The organism is Staphylococcus sp. 2S1 (assembly GCF_046721335.1).
Classification (GTDB): domain Bacteria; phylum Bacillota; class Bacilli; order Staphylococcales; family Staphylococcaceae; genus Staphylococcus; species Staphylococcus equorum_A.
The window spans coordinates 2,795,887-2,812,437 of sequence record NZ_JBEUUJ010000003.1; the positions used below are offsets into that span (position 1 = coordinate 2,795,887).

Below are 16,551 nucleotides of genomic sequence, written 5' to 3' on the forward strand. Positions count from 1 at the left end.
TAATATAATCCATAATTGTAACCACTTTTAAGGATTATAAAAACTTATTTAAACACTGTAATTCGATTTACTAAAAATTAAATTATAATAAAATAACATATTTAAAAGCCTTCCAAACAATTATTCACCAATAAGGTAATTGTTTGGAAGGCTTATCTAGCGTATTAACTTCATAACACAGTAACATGACAGATTTTAATATTTATAACTTATGATTCTTGATTGAGTTGAATTACTAATTTACCAATCATGTTTTGATTTTCAAGTTGCTTATGTGCATCGAACAGACTATTTGCTGTTAAACCATCTATCACTTTATTTAATGTAGGTTGATATACGCCCGCTTCTATTTTTTCAGAAATATCCGTTAAATATTCACGATGTAAAGTCATATCTTCAGTTTCATGTAGTGGTCTTGAATACATATATTCATGTGTAAATGTAATACTTTTGTCTTTTAGTAAATTTAAATCTTGTTTATTTTTAAAAGCGACAATGGTTGCAATGATTCCTCTTGGTTTTACGAGTTCGATCATTTTTTCATAGTATTGGTCTGTATCAAACGTACAGAAAATATAATCAACTTCACTTATTTCATATTTTTCAAACTCTTTAATTAAATCATTTTTATGATTTAACACAATATCCGCACCCATATCCTTAGACCAATTATACGTTTCTTCTCGTGAAGCAGTTGTGATGACATGGAGTCCATGGTGTTTGGCTATTTGTGTTGCAATACTTCCTACGCCACCTGCACCATTGATAATTAAAATAGACTTACCTTTATTATCTTCTGGATTATGCGAAATTTTAAATATATCAAATAATGTCTCTGATGCAGTTAGTCCTGTTAAAGGTAAACTAGCGACTTGAGTCGCAGTTATATTCTTAGGTTTTTTAGCAACAAGACGCTCGTCAACAAGTTGGTATTCTTGATTAGAACCTTGATATGCAGGAGAACCCGAATAAAATACTTCGTCGCCAACTTTAAAATGATTAATCTCTTCACCTACTGCTTCTACCACACCGACAGCATCAAACCCTAGAATTCTTGGTGGTTGGTCAACAGGAGACTGTCTTATTTTCGTGTCTACAGGATTAATGCTAATAGCTTGTACGCGTACTAAGAGCTCGTATTGCGTTGGTTCCCGTCGTTCAACTTCAAATTCATAGAACTGATTTCCTTCATCTAGATCAAAACGAGTATCTGCACCTATTGCTTTCATATTACATATCTCCTTTAATGTTTAGATATTGTCTGACACTTGTACTACTTGTTTCCCAAAGTTATCGCCTGTAAATAAATTTCTAAATGCTTCTGGTATATTTTCAAATCCGTTCATGACTGACGTTTTTGTTTTTATCTTATCTTCTTGAACCCACTGTGCAAGTTGTTTACTCGCATTTGCAAAATCATCTGCATAATTTGCCACAATAAAGCCTTTCATTAACGCTTGTGATTTTATCAGGATGGGTTGAATACGTGGACCATGTTCAATCGTTGCATCATTGTATCCAGAAATTGCGCCACAAACAGGAATTCGAGCAAATTGATTTAAGTGTTTCATTACTTCATCAGCGATTGATCCACCTACGTTTTCGTAATAGACATCTACACCATTCGGTACTGCTTTAGCAAATTGTTCTGAAAAATCATCTGATTTATAATCCACACTCACATCAAAACCTAATGTTTCTGTTAAGTATGTTGTTTTTTCAGGGCCACCTGCAATACCTACAACATAAGCACCTTTTAATTTAGCAATTTGTCCTACCACAGACCCAACTGCGCCAGATGCTTGCAGATACAACAACTGTTTCGCCTTCTTTCGGTTGTCCAATTTTTAATAGCCCATGGTATGCTGTTTGACCCGGCATGCCTAACACACTTAAATATAAATGTAGTGGAACATCTGTGTTAGATACCTTAATAACATGCTTTGCTGGGACATTGCTTAGTTTTTGCCAAGGGAATTGTCCAGTAACAATGTCACCTTTTTCAAAACCATCTGCTTCTGATTCAATGACCTTCCCAACAACATGGCCTGATAAAGGTTCATCAATTTGGAATGGTTTGATATAAGAGTCACTATCATCCATACGTCCGCGCATATATGGATCCACTGATATATATAACGCTTCTACTTGAATTTCATCTTTTTTCGGCACATCTATTTCAACAGTTTCATATTTAAATACCTCATCTGAAGGAATACCTTCAGGTCTCTTAGCTAATACGATTTGTTCTGTATTCATTATATTGCCTCCATTCACTATTTTCTTTCATTTTATAGTGATACAACGGTGCAATCAATCAAATCGCTTATTCAACTCTATACGGTCATGTTATGCTTACTTTAAATTCATATACTGACCGATATAAAGTAATAAGGAGATATTTAAGTGAAACTAAGTATTTTAGATTATGTTCCAATTTTTGAAGGCCGCAACGCGACACAAGCTTTAAATCATACCGTTGAATTAGCTCAATTAGCTGAGTCATTAGGCTTTTATCGCTATTGGGTTGCAGAGCATCATCAAGTGTTCTCTGTAGCCTCTAGTGCGCCTGAAATGGTTATGATGTCACTCTTAGAACAAACATCTTCTATTCATATTGGAAGTGGCGGTATTATGCTGCCTCATTATAGTGCATATAAAATTGCAGAACAATTTAAATTAATGGAAGCACGTCACCCTGGACGCGTCGATTTAGGCACAGGACACTCACCTAGCTTCAAAAATGTAAATCAGGCTTTAAATGAGTCTAAAACAAAGGATATAAGTTACAAAACACAAATTAATGATTTAATGCATTATTTTAATGATGACAATACTCATAATCATCGTTTTAAAGGCTTACAAGCGACGCCATTAATCGATACGAAGCCAAGTATGTATATATTAGGTATGAGTAAACAAAGTGTCGCCATTCGTCGCGGAAAAAGGATTACCTTTCGTAGTTGCGCTTATGGGTCAAGCTAACCACAATATTGAAAATGTTATTAACCATTATCGTGGCTTATTTGAACAATTTCATCCTGAAAGCAAATCTTATGTTATTATTTCTACGTTTGTAATTACTGCAGAACAGCAATCACAAATAACGCAATTAGAGCATGCATTTCATTTATGGTTAGTGCGCATTGGCTATTTGGATCAGCCTGAGTTTTATCCTTCAATTGAATTTGCAATGCATCGACAGCTCTCAACACGTGAACAAGATAAAAAGAATTTTAACCAAAATAGAGTGATTTCAGGTTTACCTAATGATGTTATGAAAGCACTGAATGATGTTGTTCTAGGATTTAATGCTGATGAAATTATGATTCAACCCCACGTTTTTGGTGAAACACAGCGGAAAACACTGCTAGAGTTAATTGCCAAGGAAAATATGACAAAATAATAAAAGCAACATATCGCACACATTTAACTGTCGGCTGATATGTTGCTTTTTTGCATGATATTTTAATTTAAAGATCTTTATCCCATAAGAATTCATTTATTTTATCTTGCACTTTTTTATTATTTGCTAGTTTTCCATGCTCTGCATTAGGGCCATGCACTTTAAATTCATCATATGATTTTACGCTGTCACCTAATAAATACTTTAATGACCTTGAAGATACATTAGTCACCCTACCATCTGAATCTGTGCCATCTTCTATGTCTCCATATATATTTAGCACATTTACGTTATCAGTATATTTATGTTTCATTGCTCGTAATTCTTTATAATCATCCATCATTTTATTAGGCTTACCATTTTTATCTAATTCAACATTTAATTTTTTACCATCTACATCTACCTCACCATTAAAGTTTCCAGCTAAATTTACTACTTTATTTAAAGTAGGTAGTTGTTCATCGTCTCCATAATTTAACATATAGTAACTAAATGATTTATTACTCATAGAATGTGCGACAAAATTGAATTTTTCAAAGTTATATTGATAGTTCGTAGCAATGATGACATTTCTTATCCATTTTGCATTTTTTTCTACATTTTCATTATTATTATCTTCTAACTTAATTTTAATAATTGGATATTTAGATTTACTTGTTAAGTTTCCATCGAATGTCACCTTTCCATCAGATGAAACATATGCTTGAATAACCTCTTTTGATGCACCCGACTTAATAGCTGAATTTACTAGAAAATTTCCTGAATCAGCTGAGCCTTTATATCCATGAAGATAAAATGTAGGTATCGCTTCCTCGGAATCACTTCTGACAGGATATTCGTTATTTCCATAATATTTAATTACTAAAATAGCTACACTTAATAAGGCAACGAGCAAAATGATAAGTAGTACTGTGTAGAAATTACGAGAGTTCTTTTTATCTTCCATGTAATCACGCCTTATATTATAGAGTTATTTTCTTTAATTACCCAACATCTTATCATACTTAACGTTTTAAAATAAATTTTTATTTTGTAATACAAAAAAAGCACTTTCCAATATAATTGGAAAGTGCTTTTTAATATCGAACACAAACTGTCTACACTAATTTGCGTACTGTATCCGGAAGCGAATAAGTTCGCAACAGTTGCAGTAGTAATATTAACGTTTTGAGAACTGTGGTGAACGACGAGCTTTTTTAAGACCTGGTTTTTTACGTTCTTTCATACGAGGATCACGAGTAAGTAATCCAGCGCGTTTTAAAGAACCTCTGTATTCAGGATCTGCTTCTAATAATGCACGAGCAATACCGTGACGGATTGCTTGAGCTTGTCCAGTAAATCCACCGCCGTGAACGTTAACTAAAACATCATAGTTACCTTTAGTTTCTGTAACATCAAACGGTTGGTTTATATCTAAAATTAATGATTCAAATGGTAAGTAGCTACGTACATCGCTGCCGTTAACAGTAATGTTACCTTCACCTGGTACTAAACGTACACGTGCTACTGAGTTTTTACGACGGCCTGTGCCTTTATATTCAACTTGTGCCAATGTAATTTCCTCCTTTTAATTAACCACGTAACTCGTAGTTTTCTGGTTGTTGTGCGGCGTGTGGATGTTCAGCGCCACCATATACAAATAATTTTTTACCTTGTTTTTCACCTAAACGCGTGCTTGGTAGCATACCTTTAATTGAATTTTCAAGTAAACGTTCTGGGTTCTTAGCTTTTAACTCACCAGCAGAAATTGATTTAATTCCGCCTGGGTGGTTTGAGTGACGATAATACATTTTATCTTGTTCTTTGTTACCTGTAAAATGTATTTTTGAAGCGTTGATGATAATTACATAATCACCTGTATCAACGTGTGGTGTATAAGTTGCTTTATTTTTACCGCGTAAAATAGTTGCTACCTCTGAAGATAAACGACCAAGTGTTTTATCTTCAAGCATCAATAACATACCATTTGCGCTCAATGTTTGATTCATTAGCCATAAATGTTTGACGCATATAATTGTCCTCCTAGAATAAATAAATGTTTCTTGTTTAATAGTTATTACTTTTAAGTTTAGATGTCATTTATTTTGTTAATTTTTTGTTCTTGTTCTACGTGCTTCTATATCTTGTTACACAATAAGATTCCGGGGCTTATCGTGGGTGATATAAAACAATACCGTTAGTAATCGTATAATTTTTAAGCCGTTTTGTCAATCTTATTTAATCATTTTGTGATGATTTTTTTGATGTATTTTTATATTACTACCAAAGTCATTGATTAACGCTGAAGGTGTCAAATAAATCCGCTCTAAATATAATCCTTCTGATGGTGCAGTATACGGCACCTGATTACGATCTTTCATCATTAATAGTTCAGGTACCTCTTCAGGATTACGCTTTCCTTTGCCAACTTCTAATAGAAACGCCATAAGCACACGTACCATATTATATAGGAATCCTGAGCCTGTGACAATATAATCTAGACCATTTTCTGTAATTTTAATTCGACTTTCATACAATGTGCGAACTTTACTCTCTACTTCTGTTTTTTGTGAACAAAAACCCGTAAAATCATGCGTTCCCACAAATAATTGGGCTGCCCTATTCATTTTTTCAATATCTAATGAATCAGTAATATATGTTTTTAAACCACATTGAAAAGGATCCTTATGCTCAGATTGATAAATTTTATAACGATAAGACTTACCGACACAATCATATCTACAATGAAAATCATCGTCCACGAAGGTTACATCATTCACATATACATCATCAGTGCAAAGCGCGATTCATTACGTACTTCCATTGCGGTGCGGCGATGTTTAATTCCGTATCAAAATGAAAATATTGCTCTAGTGCATGCACACCTTTATCTGTTCTGCTACTTGGGTGAATTCGCACATGACGTTTATGCATTCTTTTAAGTATTTTCTCAAACTGTTGTTGTACCGTTCTACCATTTTGTTGTATTTGAAAACCAAGAAACTGACTTCCTTGGTATGAAATATTTACTAAAACACGCATCATGCATTACACTCCTATATATTTTAAAACAAACAATATCACTGCTATTGGTATTAGTAATGTGAGTACTAATACATCTGTCCATCGCCATTGCAACTTACGATAACTCGTACGTTGTTTTTTAGTATCGTAGCCTCTTACTTCCATGGCGATAGCTAAATCTTCTGCTCTTTGAAACGCAGAAATAAACAATGGTATTAATAATGGTATAAATGCTTTTACTCGATTAACCAATCCTCCGAGCGCTTATTTCTGAGCCACGAGATTTTTGAGCTAAAATAATTTTATCTAACTCATTCATCAGTGTTGGTATAAATCGCAATGCTATCGACATCATCATGCTCAACAGATGTACAGGTATTTTAACAAGTTTCAATGGTGATAATAGCCTTTCAAATGCGTCTGTTAAGTCAATAGGACTTGTCGTTAGCGTTAATATCGTTGAAATCATAATGATGAACATAAGTCTCAAGACAATATAAATACCCTCTAAAATACCATTTGTATCGATGGAGATAAATGAAAGCTCAAATATTCTTGTACCACCTTTGGTTAGAAACAAATGCATTAGAAAGGTAAAGATGAGAAATATCCAAATTGGTGTCAATCCTTTTACTAAAAACCATAATTTAATATGGGCTAACTTCATAAAACTTAATATTAATAGAAACAACCAAAAATAAGTAGCAAACGAATGTGCAAAAAAGATTAATACAATAAATAAGAAGACAAATATCAATTTTGAACGAGGGTCCAAACGATGGATTATTGTATCTAACGGAAGATAGCGACCTATGATAAATTTATCTCTCATTTTGTTGCCACTCCTTATACATTTCAATAAATTCTGCTTCAGTTAATGCGATTTTATTAAAATAATATTGATGTTTATCTTCAATATCTCTTTGCAGTTTCACAATGTTTGGTACATCTAAATGCATTTGATTCACGTAATTCGTATCACTAAATAGTTTACGTGGTGTACATGAATCAATAAGTTTGCCATTGCTCATAATTTTAACTTCATCTACATATTTGGCTACATCATTCATTTCATGCGTTACAAGGATGATTGTTTTTTGTTGTTCTACTTGAAGTTTTTTTATTAATTCCATGATTTGTTTTCTACTCTTTGGATCAAGGCACGCAGTAGGTTCATCTAAAATAACAATATCTGGATCCATTGCCAATATTGATGTAATTGCAATCTTTCTCATTTGACCACCTGACATTTGAAAAGGAGACTGCTGCAATACATCCCTATTAAAACCAAATTCTAATAGTAAACGAAACGCACGTTCTTTTACTTCGTTAAGAGGCATATTAAAGTTTTGAGGACCAAAAAGAATCTCCCTTTCAACCGAATCTTCGAATAGCTGTGACTCTGGGAATTGAAATACAACTCCTACTCGTTTACGTACTTGCTTTAAAAACTTATCTTTAGTCTTATGGGTGATTGTTATATCATCTACTTCTAACGCACCATTAGTTGGCTTTAAAAGGCCATTGAAATGCTGAATCAATGTTGATTTACCAGAACCAGTTTGTCCTATCACAGCATAGTATTTTCCTTGTTCAAATGATGTGACAATGTCTTCCAACGCGAGATACTCAAACGGTGTGCCATTTTGATATACATAACTAACTTGGTTAAAATGAACCGTCATAATTTTCTTACCAACCCTTCATAAGTTATGTAATCAGTAACGCCTAATAACTGCTGATTCATCCGCATTGAAAATGGAAGGTCTAAACCAATCTTTGTGAGTTCATTACCATCACTAAAAATTTCTTGTGGTAAGCCCGATTGATATACAGTACCTTCATTTAACACCACTACATGGTCGGCCTCTACTGCTTCTGACAAATCATGTGTAATAGAAATAATCGTAACATCTTTATCGTCTTTTAAACGATGAATCAATGAAAGTAACTCATTTCTACCAGCAGGGTCTAACATAGATGTAGCTTCGTCTAATATAATGATATCTGTATCCAAAGCGAGAACCCCTGCAATTGCAACACGTTGCTTTTGGCCTCCTGAGAGAGACTGGGGTTCGTATGTAGCTCGTTCTAACATTTCTACGTCAGCTAATGCTTCAGGCACAATAGTCTGCATGCTTTCATATGTTACGCCATTATTTTCTAAACCAAATGCAACGTCATACTCCACTGTAGACCCTACAAATTGATTTTCAGGATTTTGGAACACAATGCCAATGTGCTGTCTTAGGTAATTCAAATTATCTTCGTGAACTAATCTATTACGCAAATAAATATCACCATCAAATGGTGATTCTATGCCTATCATAAGTTTGGCGATAGTAGATTTACCCGAGCCATTATGTCCTACAATTGATGTCCATTGTCCTTTTGGAATCTCAAAAGATACATCATTTAACGCAAATCGTTCATCACTATTATATTTAAATGAAACATGATTAAATGTAATAATATTATCTCGCGTTTCCATATCAATTGCCTCCCAAAATTTATATTCATCTTTGTTGTATACTTATCCTATTTTACATGAAACTTTCTAAAGAAGCACTAGTAAAGTCTAAAGAAACACTGCTATAAAGAAGTACTTTAAAACTTTTATAATATAGCTCTTTTGACATTTGCGCATTAGTGTAAGTGTTCAACCTTTGCTAATGTGTTAATATCAGAGGTTCACAATTGATTTTCAATTGCATAAGGCCCCCTCAATTCATACAGAATTGAGGGGGCCTTATAAATAAAAAAGCGCGCACCCCATCATATTTTTGAGTTCACGCTTTAAAGTTTATTAAGTTTGATGGGGTACTCTGAGCTAGACAATATTTGTATGTGGCAAACATTATCGTTGCACTCATTTGCTTTATACATAGTAGTACGTATATTTAAATTAAACTAATTCGATAATTACTGATTCAGCTCCGTCACCGCGACGAGGGCCTACTTTAAGAATACGAGTGTAACCGCCTTGACGTTCTGTATAACGTTCGGCAACTTCACCGAATAATTTTTGTAGTGCAGTTTGAATTGATTCATCATCATTTAAGATTTCAACATTACGTAAAGTTTTAGCGGCTTGACGACGAGAAGCTAAATCTCCTTTTTTACCTAAAGTGATTAATTTTTCAACAACACTACGTAGTTCTTTTGCACGTGCTTCTGTAGTTTCAACACGTTCACTAACGATAAGTGAAGTAGCTAAATCGCGTAACATAGCTTTACGTTGATCAGAAGTACGACCTAATTTTCTGTAACCCATGAGTTAACCTCCTTTATATTAATCTTCTTTTCTTAAGCCTAAACCTAAATCTTCAAGTTTATATTTAACTTCTTCTAAAGATTTACGACCTAAATTACGGACTTTCATCATGTCAGCTTCTGATTTATCAGCTAACTCTTGTACAGAGTTGATACCGCGCGTTTTAAACAGTTGTAAGAACGTACAGATAAATCTAATTCTTCAATTGACATTTCAAGAACTTTTTCTTTTTGATCTTCTTCTTTTTCAATCATGATTTCAGCATTTTGTGCTTCATCAGTTAATCCAACAAAGATATTCAAATGTTCAGTTAAGATTTTTGCGGCTAATGAAACAGACTCTTGTGGCGTTATAGAACCATTAGTCCAAACATCTAACGTTAATTTATCAAAATCACTACTTTGACCTACGCGCGTGTTTTCTACAGTATAGTTAACACGTTCTACAGGTGAATATAATGAATCAACTGGAATTACACCAATTGGTAAATCACTAGTGTTATTTTGTTCTGCTAATGCGTAGCCTCTACCTTTATTCGCAACGAGACGGATTTTTAAATGTCCACCTTTAGAAACAGTTGCAATTTTAATCTCAGGATTCAGTATCTCTACATCACTATCATGAGTAATGTCACTTGCAGTTACTTCGCCTTCATCTTTAACATCGATTTCCAAAGTTTTTTCTTCTTCAGAATAGATTTTTAATGCTAGTTTTTTGATGTTCATAATAATTGCAGAAACATCTTCAACAACATTATCTATAGCTGAGAATTCATGTAATACGCCTTCAATTTCAATGTATTTAACGGTCGCACCTGGTAATGAAGATAGTAGGATACGACGTAAGGAGTTTCCTAGTGTAGTACCGTAGCCACGTTCTAGTGGTTCAACAACGAACTTACCGAATTTAGCATCATCACTAATTTCAATTGTTTCAATTCTAGGTTTTTCGATTTCAATCATTTACAAATATCCTCCTTGATTACGTCGACTTGATTTGTACTGTAATTTCTCAGTGACCTGCGACAATAACAATAAAATTATACGCGACGACGTTTTGGTGGACGACAACCATTATGTGGAACTGGAGTAACGTCACGGATTGCAGTTACATCTAATCCAGCTGATTGTAACGCACGGATAGCTGATTCACGACCAGGACCTGGGCCTTTTACAGTGACTTCAACAGATTTCAAACCATGTTCCATAGCTGATTTAGCGGCAGTTTCTGATGCCATTTGAGTCGCGAATGGAGTTGATTTTTTTGATCCTTTGAATCCAAGTGCACCTGCTGATGACCATGATAACGCATTACCAAATTCATCAGTAATTGTTACGATTGTATTATTGAATGTTGAACGGATGTGAGCCACACCATTTTCAATATTCTTTTTCACTCTACGTTTACGAGATACTTGTTTACGTGCCATTTAAATTTTGCCTCCTTTACCTATTATTTTTTCTTGTTAGCTACAGTTTTAACTGGGCCTTTACGAGTACGAGCATTGTTCTTAGTCTTTTGTCCGCGTACTGGTAAGCCACGACGGTGACGGATACCACGGTATGATGAGATTTCCATTAAACGTTTAATGTTTAAGTTTTGCTCACGACGTAAGTCACCTTCTACTTTATAGCTATCTACTACTTCACGGATACGACCTAATTCATCATCAGTTAATTCGTTAACGCGTGTATCTGGTGAAACGTTAGCTTCTTCAGCAATTTTATTCGCTGTAGTAGTACCGATACCATATACATAAGTTAATGAAATAACAATACGTTTTTCACGTGGAATATCTACTCCTGCAATACGTGCCATAATTATTTACACCTCTCTTTATTAGCCTTGTCTTTGTTTATGTTTTGGGTTGCTACAAATTACCATTACTTTACCTTTACGTTTAATGACTTTACATTTTTCGCAAATTGGTTTTACTGATGGTCTTACTTTCATTTTAATACCTCCCTATATTATGGAGTGACGATTATTTATAACGATACGTAATTCTTCCGCGTGTTAAATCGTACGGAGACATTTCTACAGTTACTTTGTCGCCAGGCAGAATACGAATATAATTCATTCTGATTTTACCACTTACGTGAGCTAAAATCTCATGACCATTTTCTAATTCTACTTTAAACATTGCATTTGGTAAAGTATCTAACACAGTACCTTCTAATTCAATAACATCTTGTTTAGCCATTTATTAACTTCCCCCTTTTTGCAATAGTTGGTTATCGTCAACAATCAACTCTAACCATACGAGTCTATAAGTGTTGTTAATAAGTTTAACAAAATTAAAATGAATTACTATATCGCATTGTCACTCTTATTCAATTATACTTTCGACATTCCATAGACCGTACAAGTTGATATTATTTTAAGTTTTCTAAGATATCGATAACGTCTTCAGTAACGACTTTAATATCTCTTGAACCATCAATGTTTTTTAATACTTTTTTATTATCATAGAATTCTAAGATAGGTTTAGACTGTTTAACATTGACATTTAAACGATTTGCAACTGTTTCTGGGTTGTCATCTTCACGTTGGTATAATTTACCACCATCAAGATCACAAATACCTTCAACTTTAGGAGGATTGAATACAAGATGATAAGTTGTTCCGCATTTTTCGCAAATTTTACGACCAGTTAGGCGGTTCATTAATTCTTCTTCAGCTACCTCTATATTGATAACAGCATCAATTTTTCTATCTAATTCTTGCATAATTTCATTTAATGCTTCAGCTTGTTCAATAGTACGAGGAAAGCCATCAAGTAAGAATCCTTTTTTTGCATCGTCTTCAGAAATTCTATCTTTAACGATGCCCACAGTTACTTCATCAGGGACTAATTCTCCACGATCCATGAATGATTTAGCTTCTTTGCCTAAATCTGTTCCATCTTTAATCGCTTTTCTGAACATGTCGCCAGTAGATATGTGTGGAATTGGGAATTTCTTTACAATTTCACTCGCTTGAGTTCCTTTACCCGCACCAGGTAAACCCATTAAAATGATATTCATAAGTGCCCTCCTACAATTTATCTACCACCAAAGCCTCTATAATCTTTCTGAGTCACTTGAGCTTCAAGACTCTTCATTGTTTCAATTGCTACACCAATTACGATAAGTAAGCTAGTACCACCAAGCTGAATAGATTGAGGTAAGCTCATTACTTTAGTAGCAATGATTGGCAGAATCGCAATTACAGCTAAGAATATTGACCCTACAAATGTTAAACGATAGAGAACTCCAGTAATATATTTTTTTGTTTGTTCACCAGGTCTAATACCTGGAACATAACTTCCTTGTTTCTTGAGATTATCTGACATCTTTCCAGGATTGACTTGAACAAATGCATAGAAGTATGTGAATGCAATAATAAGCACCACATAAACAATCATACCGATATTACTCGATGGATTTGCCACGTCTGAAATCTTCTGCGCCCAACTAGCGTCAGGGAAGAACAATGTTAATGTTCTAGGTAACAAGAAGAATGCCATTGCAAAGATAACCGGGATAACCCCAGCTGACGTTAACTTTCAAAGGTAAATATGTTGCTTGTGAACCTAATCGTTGTGTTGATTGCTTTTTCGCATATTGAATTGGAATTTTACGAATAGCTTGTAATACAAATATTGCACCGACTGTTAATAATACCATTCCAATAACTAATCCTAGAACTTTTAACCATGCCATTGTAGTATCATCTTGACCTACGAATGACTGTTGATAGAACTGAATTAATGATGAAGGTAGTGATGACAAAATACCACCAAAGATGATAATTGAAATACCATTACCGACACCGAATTGAGTGATTTGATCACCCATCCAAATCAAGAATGCTGTACCGGCTGTTAATACAACAGCGATTAATAAATAACTAAGGATTGATTGATCAATAATCAATTGACCCTTTAGATAATTATTAAATTGGAACGCCATACCAATTGATTGGATAAAGGCAAGTACAATAGCAAAATAACGTGTGATGTTAGTAAGTTTTTTCTACTGCATCACCTTGTTTTGCCCACTCAGAAAACTTCGGAACAATATCCATTTGTAATAGCCGCATCACAATTGATGCAGTAATGTAAGGCATTATACCCATGGCAAAGATTGAGAAATTCTGCAAGGCTCCGCCACCAAATGTATTTAACAAATCAGTGACACCTTGAGATCCTTGTCTACTGTCAAAAGCAGCTGGATTTACACCAGGTGCTCGGAATATAAGTACCTATCTTAAAAATAACTAACATTGCGAGAGTAAAAAAGATCTTGTTACGAACTTCTTTAGTTTTAAAGAAGCTCACAAGCGTTTGAAACATTAGATCACCTCGTGTGCTCCGCCTTTTGCATCAATAGCATCTACTGCAGACGCAGAGAATTTGTTAGCTTTCACAGTTAACTTTTTGTCTAGTGAACCTTTACCTAGTACTTTAATACCAGATTTTTCGTTCTTAACTACACCAGATTCTACTAATAAAGCAGGAGTTACTTCAGTACCATCCTCAAATTTATTAAGTTGGTCTAAGTTAACAATAGCATATTCCTTACGGTTAATGTTAGTAAAACCTCGTTTTGGTAAACGACGGAATAATGGTAATTGACCACCTTCGAAACCTGGTCTTACACTACCACCTGAACGTGATTTTTGACCTTTTTGTCCACGACCACTAGTTTTACCGTTACCAGTAGGCGCACCACGTCCAACACGGTTACGTACTTTACGAGAACCTTCTGACGGTTTTAGCTCATGTAATTTCATTTCGGCACCTCCTTAATTATTTTTCTTCTACTGTCACTAAGTGACTTATTTTGTTGATTTGCCCACGAATAGCGGGGTTATCTTCAACAACTACTGAAGAGTTCGTTTTTTTCAAACCTAGAGCTTCAACAGTTTTACGTTGTGTTTCTGGACGACCTATAACACTACGAGTGAGGGTAATTTGTACTTTAGCCATAACTTATTTTCCCTCCTTAATTGTATAATTCTTCTACTGATTTGCCGCGTAATTTCGCAACTTCTTCAGCATTTTTAAGGTTTTTTAATCCATTAATTGTTGCACGAACCATGTTGATTGGTGTATTTGATCCTAAAGATTTACTTAAGATATCAGTGATACCGGCTAATTCTAATACCGCACGAACAGGGCCACCTGCAATAACACCAGTACCTGGTGTTGCTGGTTTCATTAAAACATTACCTGAACTGAAACGACCATTAATAATGTGAGGTGTTGTACCTTCAACACGTGGAACAACTACTAAATCTTTCTTAGTCGCTTCTACTGCTTTTTTGATTGCTTCTGGCACTTCTTGTGCTTTACCAGTACCGAATCCAACGCGACCGTTTTTATCTCCAACCACTACTAAAGCAGTGAAACGGAAACGACGACCACCTTTTACAACTTTAGCAACACGGTTAATTGTAACAACGCGTTCTTCAAATTCTTTCACTTCTTCTCTACGAGCCATGTAAATGTCCCTCCTTCAAATTAAAATTCTAATCCATTTTCACGAGTCGCATCTGCTAAGGCTTTAACACGGCCATGGTATAAATATCCTCCACGGTCAAAAACAATTGTTTTAATACCTTTATCGCTAGCTCTTTTAGCTACAGTTTCGCCGACTTTAGCTGAAAGTTCAACTTTTGAACCTGTTTCATTTGCTAAGTCTTTTTCTTGTGTTGATGCTTGTGCTAATGTTTTGCCATTAACATCATCGATAACTTGTGCGTAAATATGTTTGTTTGAACGATAGATGTTTAAACGTGGTTTTTCAGCTGTGCACTGACAATTTATTACGGACACGAGCATGTCTTTTCAAACGCACTTGGTTTTTATCAATTTTGCTGATCATTTTATTACTCCTTTCTTTTGAAAGTTATTTATTATTTACCAGTTTTACCTTCTTTACGGCGAACGAATTCTCCTTGATAGCGAATTCCTTTACCTTTATACGGTTCTGGTGGTCTTGTTGCACGAATGTTTGAAGCGATAGCGCCAACTGCTTCTTTAGAAATACCAGTTACTGTAACTTTAGTATTTTTTTCAACAGCGAAACTAACACCATTATCAGCTTTAATTTCAACTGGGTGTGAATAGCCAACATTAAGGATTAAGTTTTCACCTTGCATTTGAGCACGGTAACCTACACCTACTAGTTCTAATGTTTTTTGGTATCCTTCTTTAACACCGATGATCATATTATTAATTAAAGTACGAGTTGTACCATGTACTGTTTTATCATCTTTAGAATCAGATGGTCTCACAACTTCTAAAGTACTTTCATCTTGTTTATATGTCATTCTTTCATCCATAGTTTTAAACAATTCACCTTTAGGACCTTTAACAGTTACTGTATTGCCTTCAATAGTTACTGTTACGTCACTAGGGATGTCAATAATTTTTTTACCAACACGACTCATGTTATCGCACCTCCTTGTTATTTATTATTACCAAACGTAACCTAGGATTTCTCCGCCGATATTACGTTTTCTTGCTTCTTTATCAGTGATAACACCTTCTGAAGTAGAAACTAATGCAATGCCAAGACCGTTAAGTACTTTAGGTACTTCGTTAGCTTTAGCATAAACACGTAAACCTGGTTTAGAAATACGTTTTAATCCAGTGATAACACGTTCATTGTTTTGACCATATTTAAGGAATAAACGGATAACCCCTTGTTTATCGTCTTCAACAAATTCTACGTTTTTAATGAAACCTTCACTTTTTAAAATTTCAGCAATTTCTTTTTTAATGTTTGAAGCAGGTAATTCTAATTTATCGTGACGCACCATGTTGGCGTTTCTTACACGAGTTAGCATATCTGCAATTGGATCGTTGATTGTCATTGAT

Annotated in this window: 16 protein-coding genes and 8 pseudogenes; 1 reads left to right on the top strand and 23 read right to left on the bottom strand. The window is 34.5% G+C overall.

Going from position 1 to position 16,551, the window contains the following annotated elements; translation table 11 throughout:
• Positions 1–209 precede the first annotated feature (209 nt).
• Both ABLV90_RS14635 and ABLV90_RS14640 read right to left on the bottom strand, forming a co-directional pair.
• The gene (locus tag ABLV90_RS14635) at positions 210–1,229 is read right to left on the bottom strand and encodes a zinc-binding alcohol dehydrogenase family protein (RefSeq protein WP_460872823.1); all 1,020 of its coding nucleotides are present in this window, start codon (positions 1,227–1,229) and stop codon (positions 210–212) included.
• 21 nt (positions 1,230–1,250) lie between these two features.
• A pseudogene (locus ABLV90_RS14640) lies at positions 1,251–2,259 on the bottom strand (NADP-dependent oxidoreductase).
• A 147-nt stretch (positions 2,260–2,406) separates the two neighbouring features.
• Between ABLV90_RS14640 and ABLV90_RS14645 the strand changes: the two are divergent.
• Positions 2,407–3,406 (top strand): annotated as a pseudogene (locus ABLV90_RS14645) (LLM class flavin-dependent oxidoreductase).
• A 67-nt stretch (positions 3,407–3,473) separates the two neighbouring features.
• Here ABLV90_RS14645 and ABLV90_RS14650 read toward each other — a convergent pair.
• From ABLV90_RS14650 to rpsH, 21 genes and pseudogenes are all read right to left on the bottom strand, one after another.
• Positions 3,474–4,352 carry an alpha/beta hydrolase gene (locus ABLV90_RS14650; RefSeq protein ID WP_427706748.1) on the bottom strand — a complete coding sequence of 293 codons (879 nt, stop codon included), beginning with the start codon at positions 4,350–4,352 and terminating at the stop codon, positions 3,474–3,476.
• Between the two features lie 213 nt (positions 4,353–4,565).
• Positions 4,566–4,958: a 30S ribosomal protein S9 gene (rpsI, locus tag ABLV90_RS14655; protein ID WP_002506992.1), complete on the bottom strand. Its 393-nt coding sequence runs from the start codon at positions 4,956–4,958 to the stop codon at positions 4,566–4,568.
• A gap of 19 nt (positions 4,959–4,977) precedes the next feature.
• Positions 4,978–5,416, bottom strand: a pseudogene (gene rplM, locus ABLV90_RS14660) (50S ribosomal protein L13).
• 207 nt (positions 5,417–5,623) lie between these two features.
• Positions 5,624–6,427: pseudogene (truA, locus tag ABLV90_RS14665) on the bottom strand (tRNA pseudouridine(38-40) synthase TruA).
• Between the two features lie 6 nt (positions 6,428–6,433).
• Positions 6,434–7,241: pseudogene (locus ABLV90_RS14670) on the bottom strand (energy-coupling factor transporter transmembrane component T family protein).
• Entirely contained in the window at positions 7,231–8,094 is an 864-nt protein-coding gene (locus ABLV90_RS14675; RefSeq protein WP_460872824.1) for an energy-coupling factor transporter ATPase, read from the bottom strand. Before ABLV90_RS14675 ends, ABLV90_RS14670 begins: the two are co-directional and overlap by 11 nt.
• A complete protein-coding gene (locus ABLV90_RS14680; RefSeq protein ID WP_427706744.1) occupies positions 8,091–8,900 on the bottom strand; it encodes an energy-coupling factor transporter ATPase in 810 nt (269 codons plus the stop codon). The genes ABLV90_RS14675 and ABLV90_RS14680 overlap by 4 nt, the downstream gene beginning before the upstream one ends.
• Before the next feature lie 414 nt (positions 8,901–9,314).
• Positions 9,315–9,683: a 50S ribosomal protein L17 gene (gene rplQ, locus ABLV90_RS14685; protein ID WP_002506986.1), complete on the bottom strand. Its 369-nt coding sequence runs from the start codon at positions 9,681–9,683 to the stop codon at positions 9,315–9,317.
• 18 nt (positions 9,684–9,701) lie between these two features.
• Positions 9,702–10,645: pseudogene (locus ABLV90_RS14690) on the bottom strand (DNA-directed RNA polymerase subunit alpha).
• Between the two features lie 77 nt (positions 10,646–10,722).
• On the bottom strand, positions 10,723–11,112 hold the full coding sequence (gene rpsK / locus ABLV90_RS14695) for a 30S ribosomal protein S11 (protein WP_460872825.1): 390 nt from the start codon (positions 11,110–11,112) through the stop codon (positions 10,723–10,725).
• Between the two features lie 23 nt (positions 11,113–11,135).
• On the bottom strand, positions 11,136–11,501 hold the full coding sequence (rpsM, locus tag ABLV90_RS14700; protein ID WP_002506983.1) for a 30S ribosomal protein S13: 366 nt from the start codon (positions 11,499–11,501) through the stop codon (positions 11,136–11,138).
• A 21-nt stretch (positions 11,502–11,522) separates the two neighbouring features.
• Entirely contained in the window at positions 11,523–11,636 is a 114-nt protein-coding gene (gene rpmJ, locus ABLV90_RS14705; RefSeq protein ID WP_002482634.1) for a 50S ribosomal protein L36, read from the bottom strand.
• Between the two features lie 31 nt (positions 11,637–11,667).
• Positions 11,668–11,886: a translation initiation factor IF-1 gene (gene infA, locus ABLV90_RS14710; protein ID WP_001118443.1), complete on the bottom strand. Its 219-nt coding sequence runs from the start codon at positions 11,884–11,886 to the stop codon at positions 11,668–11,670.
• Positions 11,887–12,058: 172 nt separating this feature from the next.
• Positions 12,059–12,709, bottom strand: coding sequence for an adenylate kinase (locus tag ABLV90_RS14715; RefSeq protein ID WP_427707952.1), 651 nt, complete (start codon positions 12,707–12,709; stop codon positions 12,059–12,061).
• A 17-nt stretch (positions 12,710–12,726) separates the two neighbouring features.
• Positions 12,727–14,019: pseudogene (gene secY, locus ABLV90_RS14720) on the bottom strand (preprotein translocase subunit SecY).
• A complete protein-coding gene (rplO, locus tag ABLV90_RS14725) occupies positions 14,019–14,459 on the bottom strand; it encodes a 50S ribosomal protein L15 (protein WP_460872826.1) in 441 nt (146 codons plus the stop codon). The pseudogene secY and the gene rplO overlap by 1 nt, the downstream one beginning before the upstream one ends.
• Positions 14,460–14,475: 16 nt before the next feature.
• Entirely contained in the window at positions 14,476–14,655 is a 180-nt protein-coding gene (gene rpmD / locus ABLV90_RS14730; RefSeq protein WP_021338399.1) for a 50S ribosomal protein L30, read from the bottom strand.
• Positions 14,656–14,671: 16 nt separating this feature from the next.
• On the bottom strand, positions 14,672–15,169 hold the full coding sequence (rpsE, locus tag ABLV90_RS14735; RefSeq protein ID WP_460872827.1) for a 30S ribosomal protein S5: 498 nt from the start codon (positions 15,167–15,169) through the stop codon (positions 14,672–14,674).
• A gap of 20 nt (positions 15,170–15,189) precedes the next feature.
• Positions 15,190–15,553: pseudogene (gene rplR / locus ABLV90_RS14740) on the bottom strand (50S ribosomal protein L18).
• Positions 15,554–15,584: 31 nt separating this feature from the next.
• Complete coding sequence (gene rplF / locus ABLV90_RS14745; protein WP_046465815.1) at positions 15,585–16,121, bottom strand: 50S ribosomal protein L6; 537 nt, start codon at positions 16,119–16,121, stop codon at positions 15,585–15,587.
• Between the two features lie 27 nt (positions 16,122–16,148).
• Positions 16,149–16,547, bottom strand: a complete 399-nt coding sequence (gene rpsH / locus ABLV90_RS14750; RefSeq protein WP_002506975.1) for a 30S ribosomal protein S8 — start codon at positions 16,545–16,547, stop codon at positions 16,149–16,151.
• Positions 16,548–16,551 lie beyond the last annotated feature (4 nt).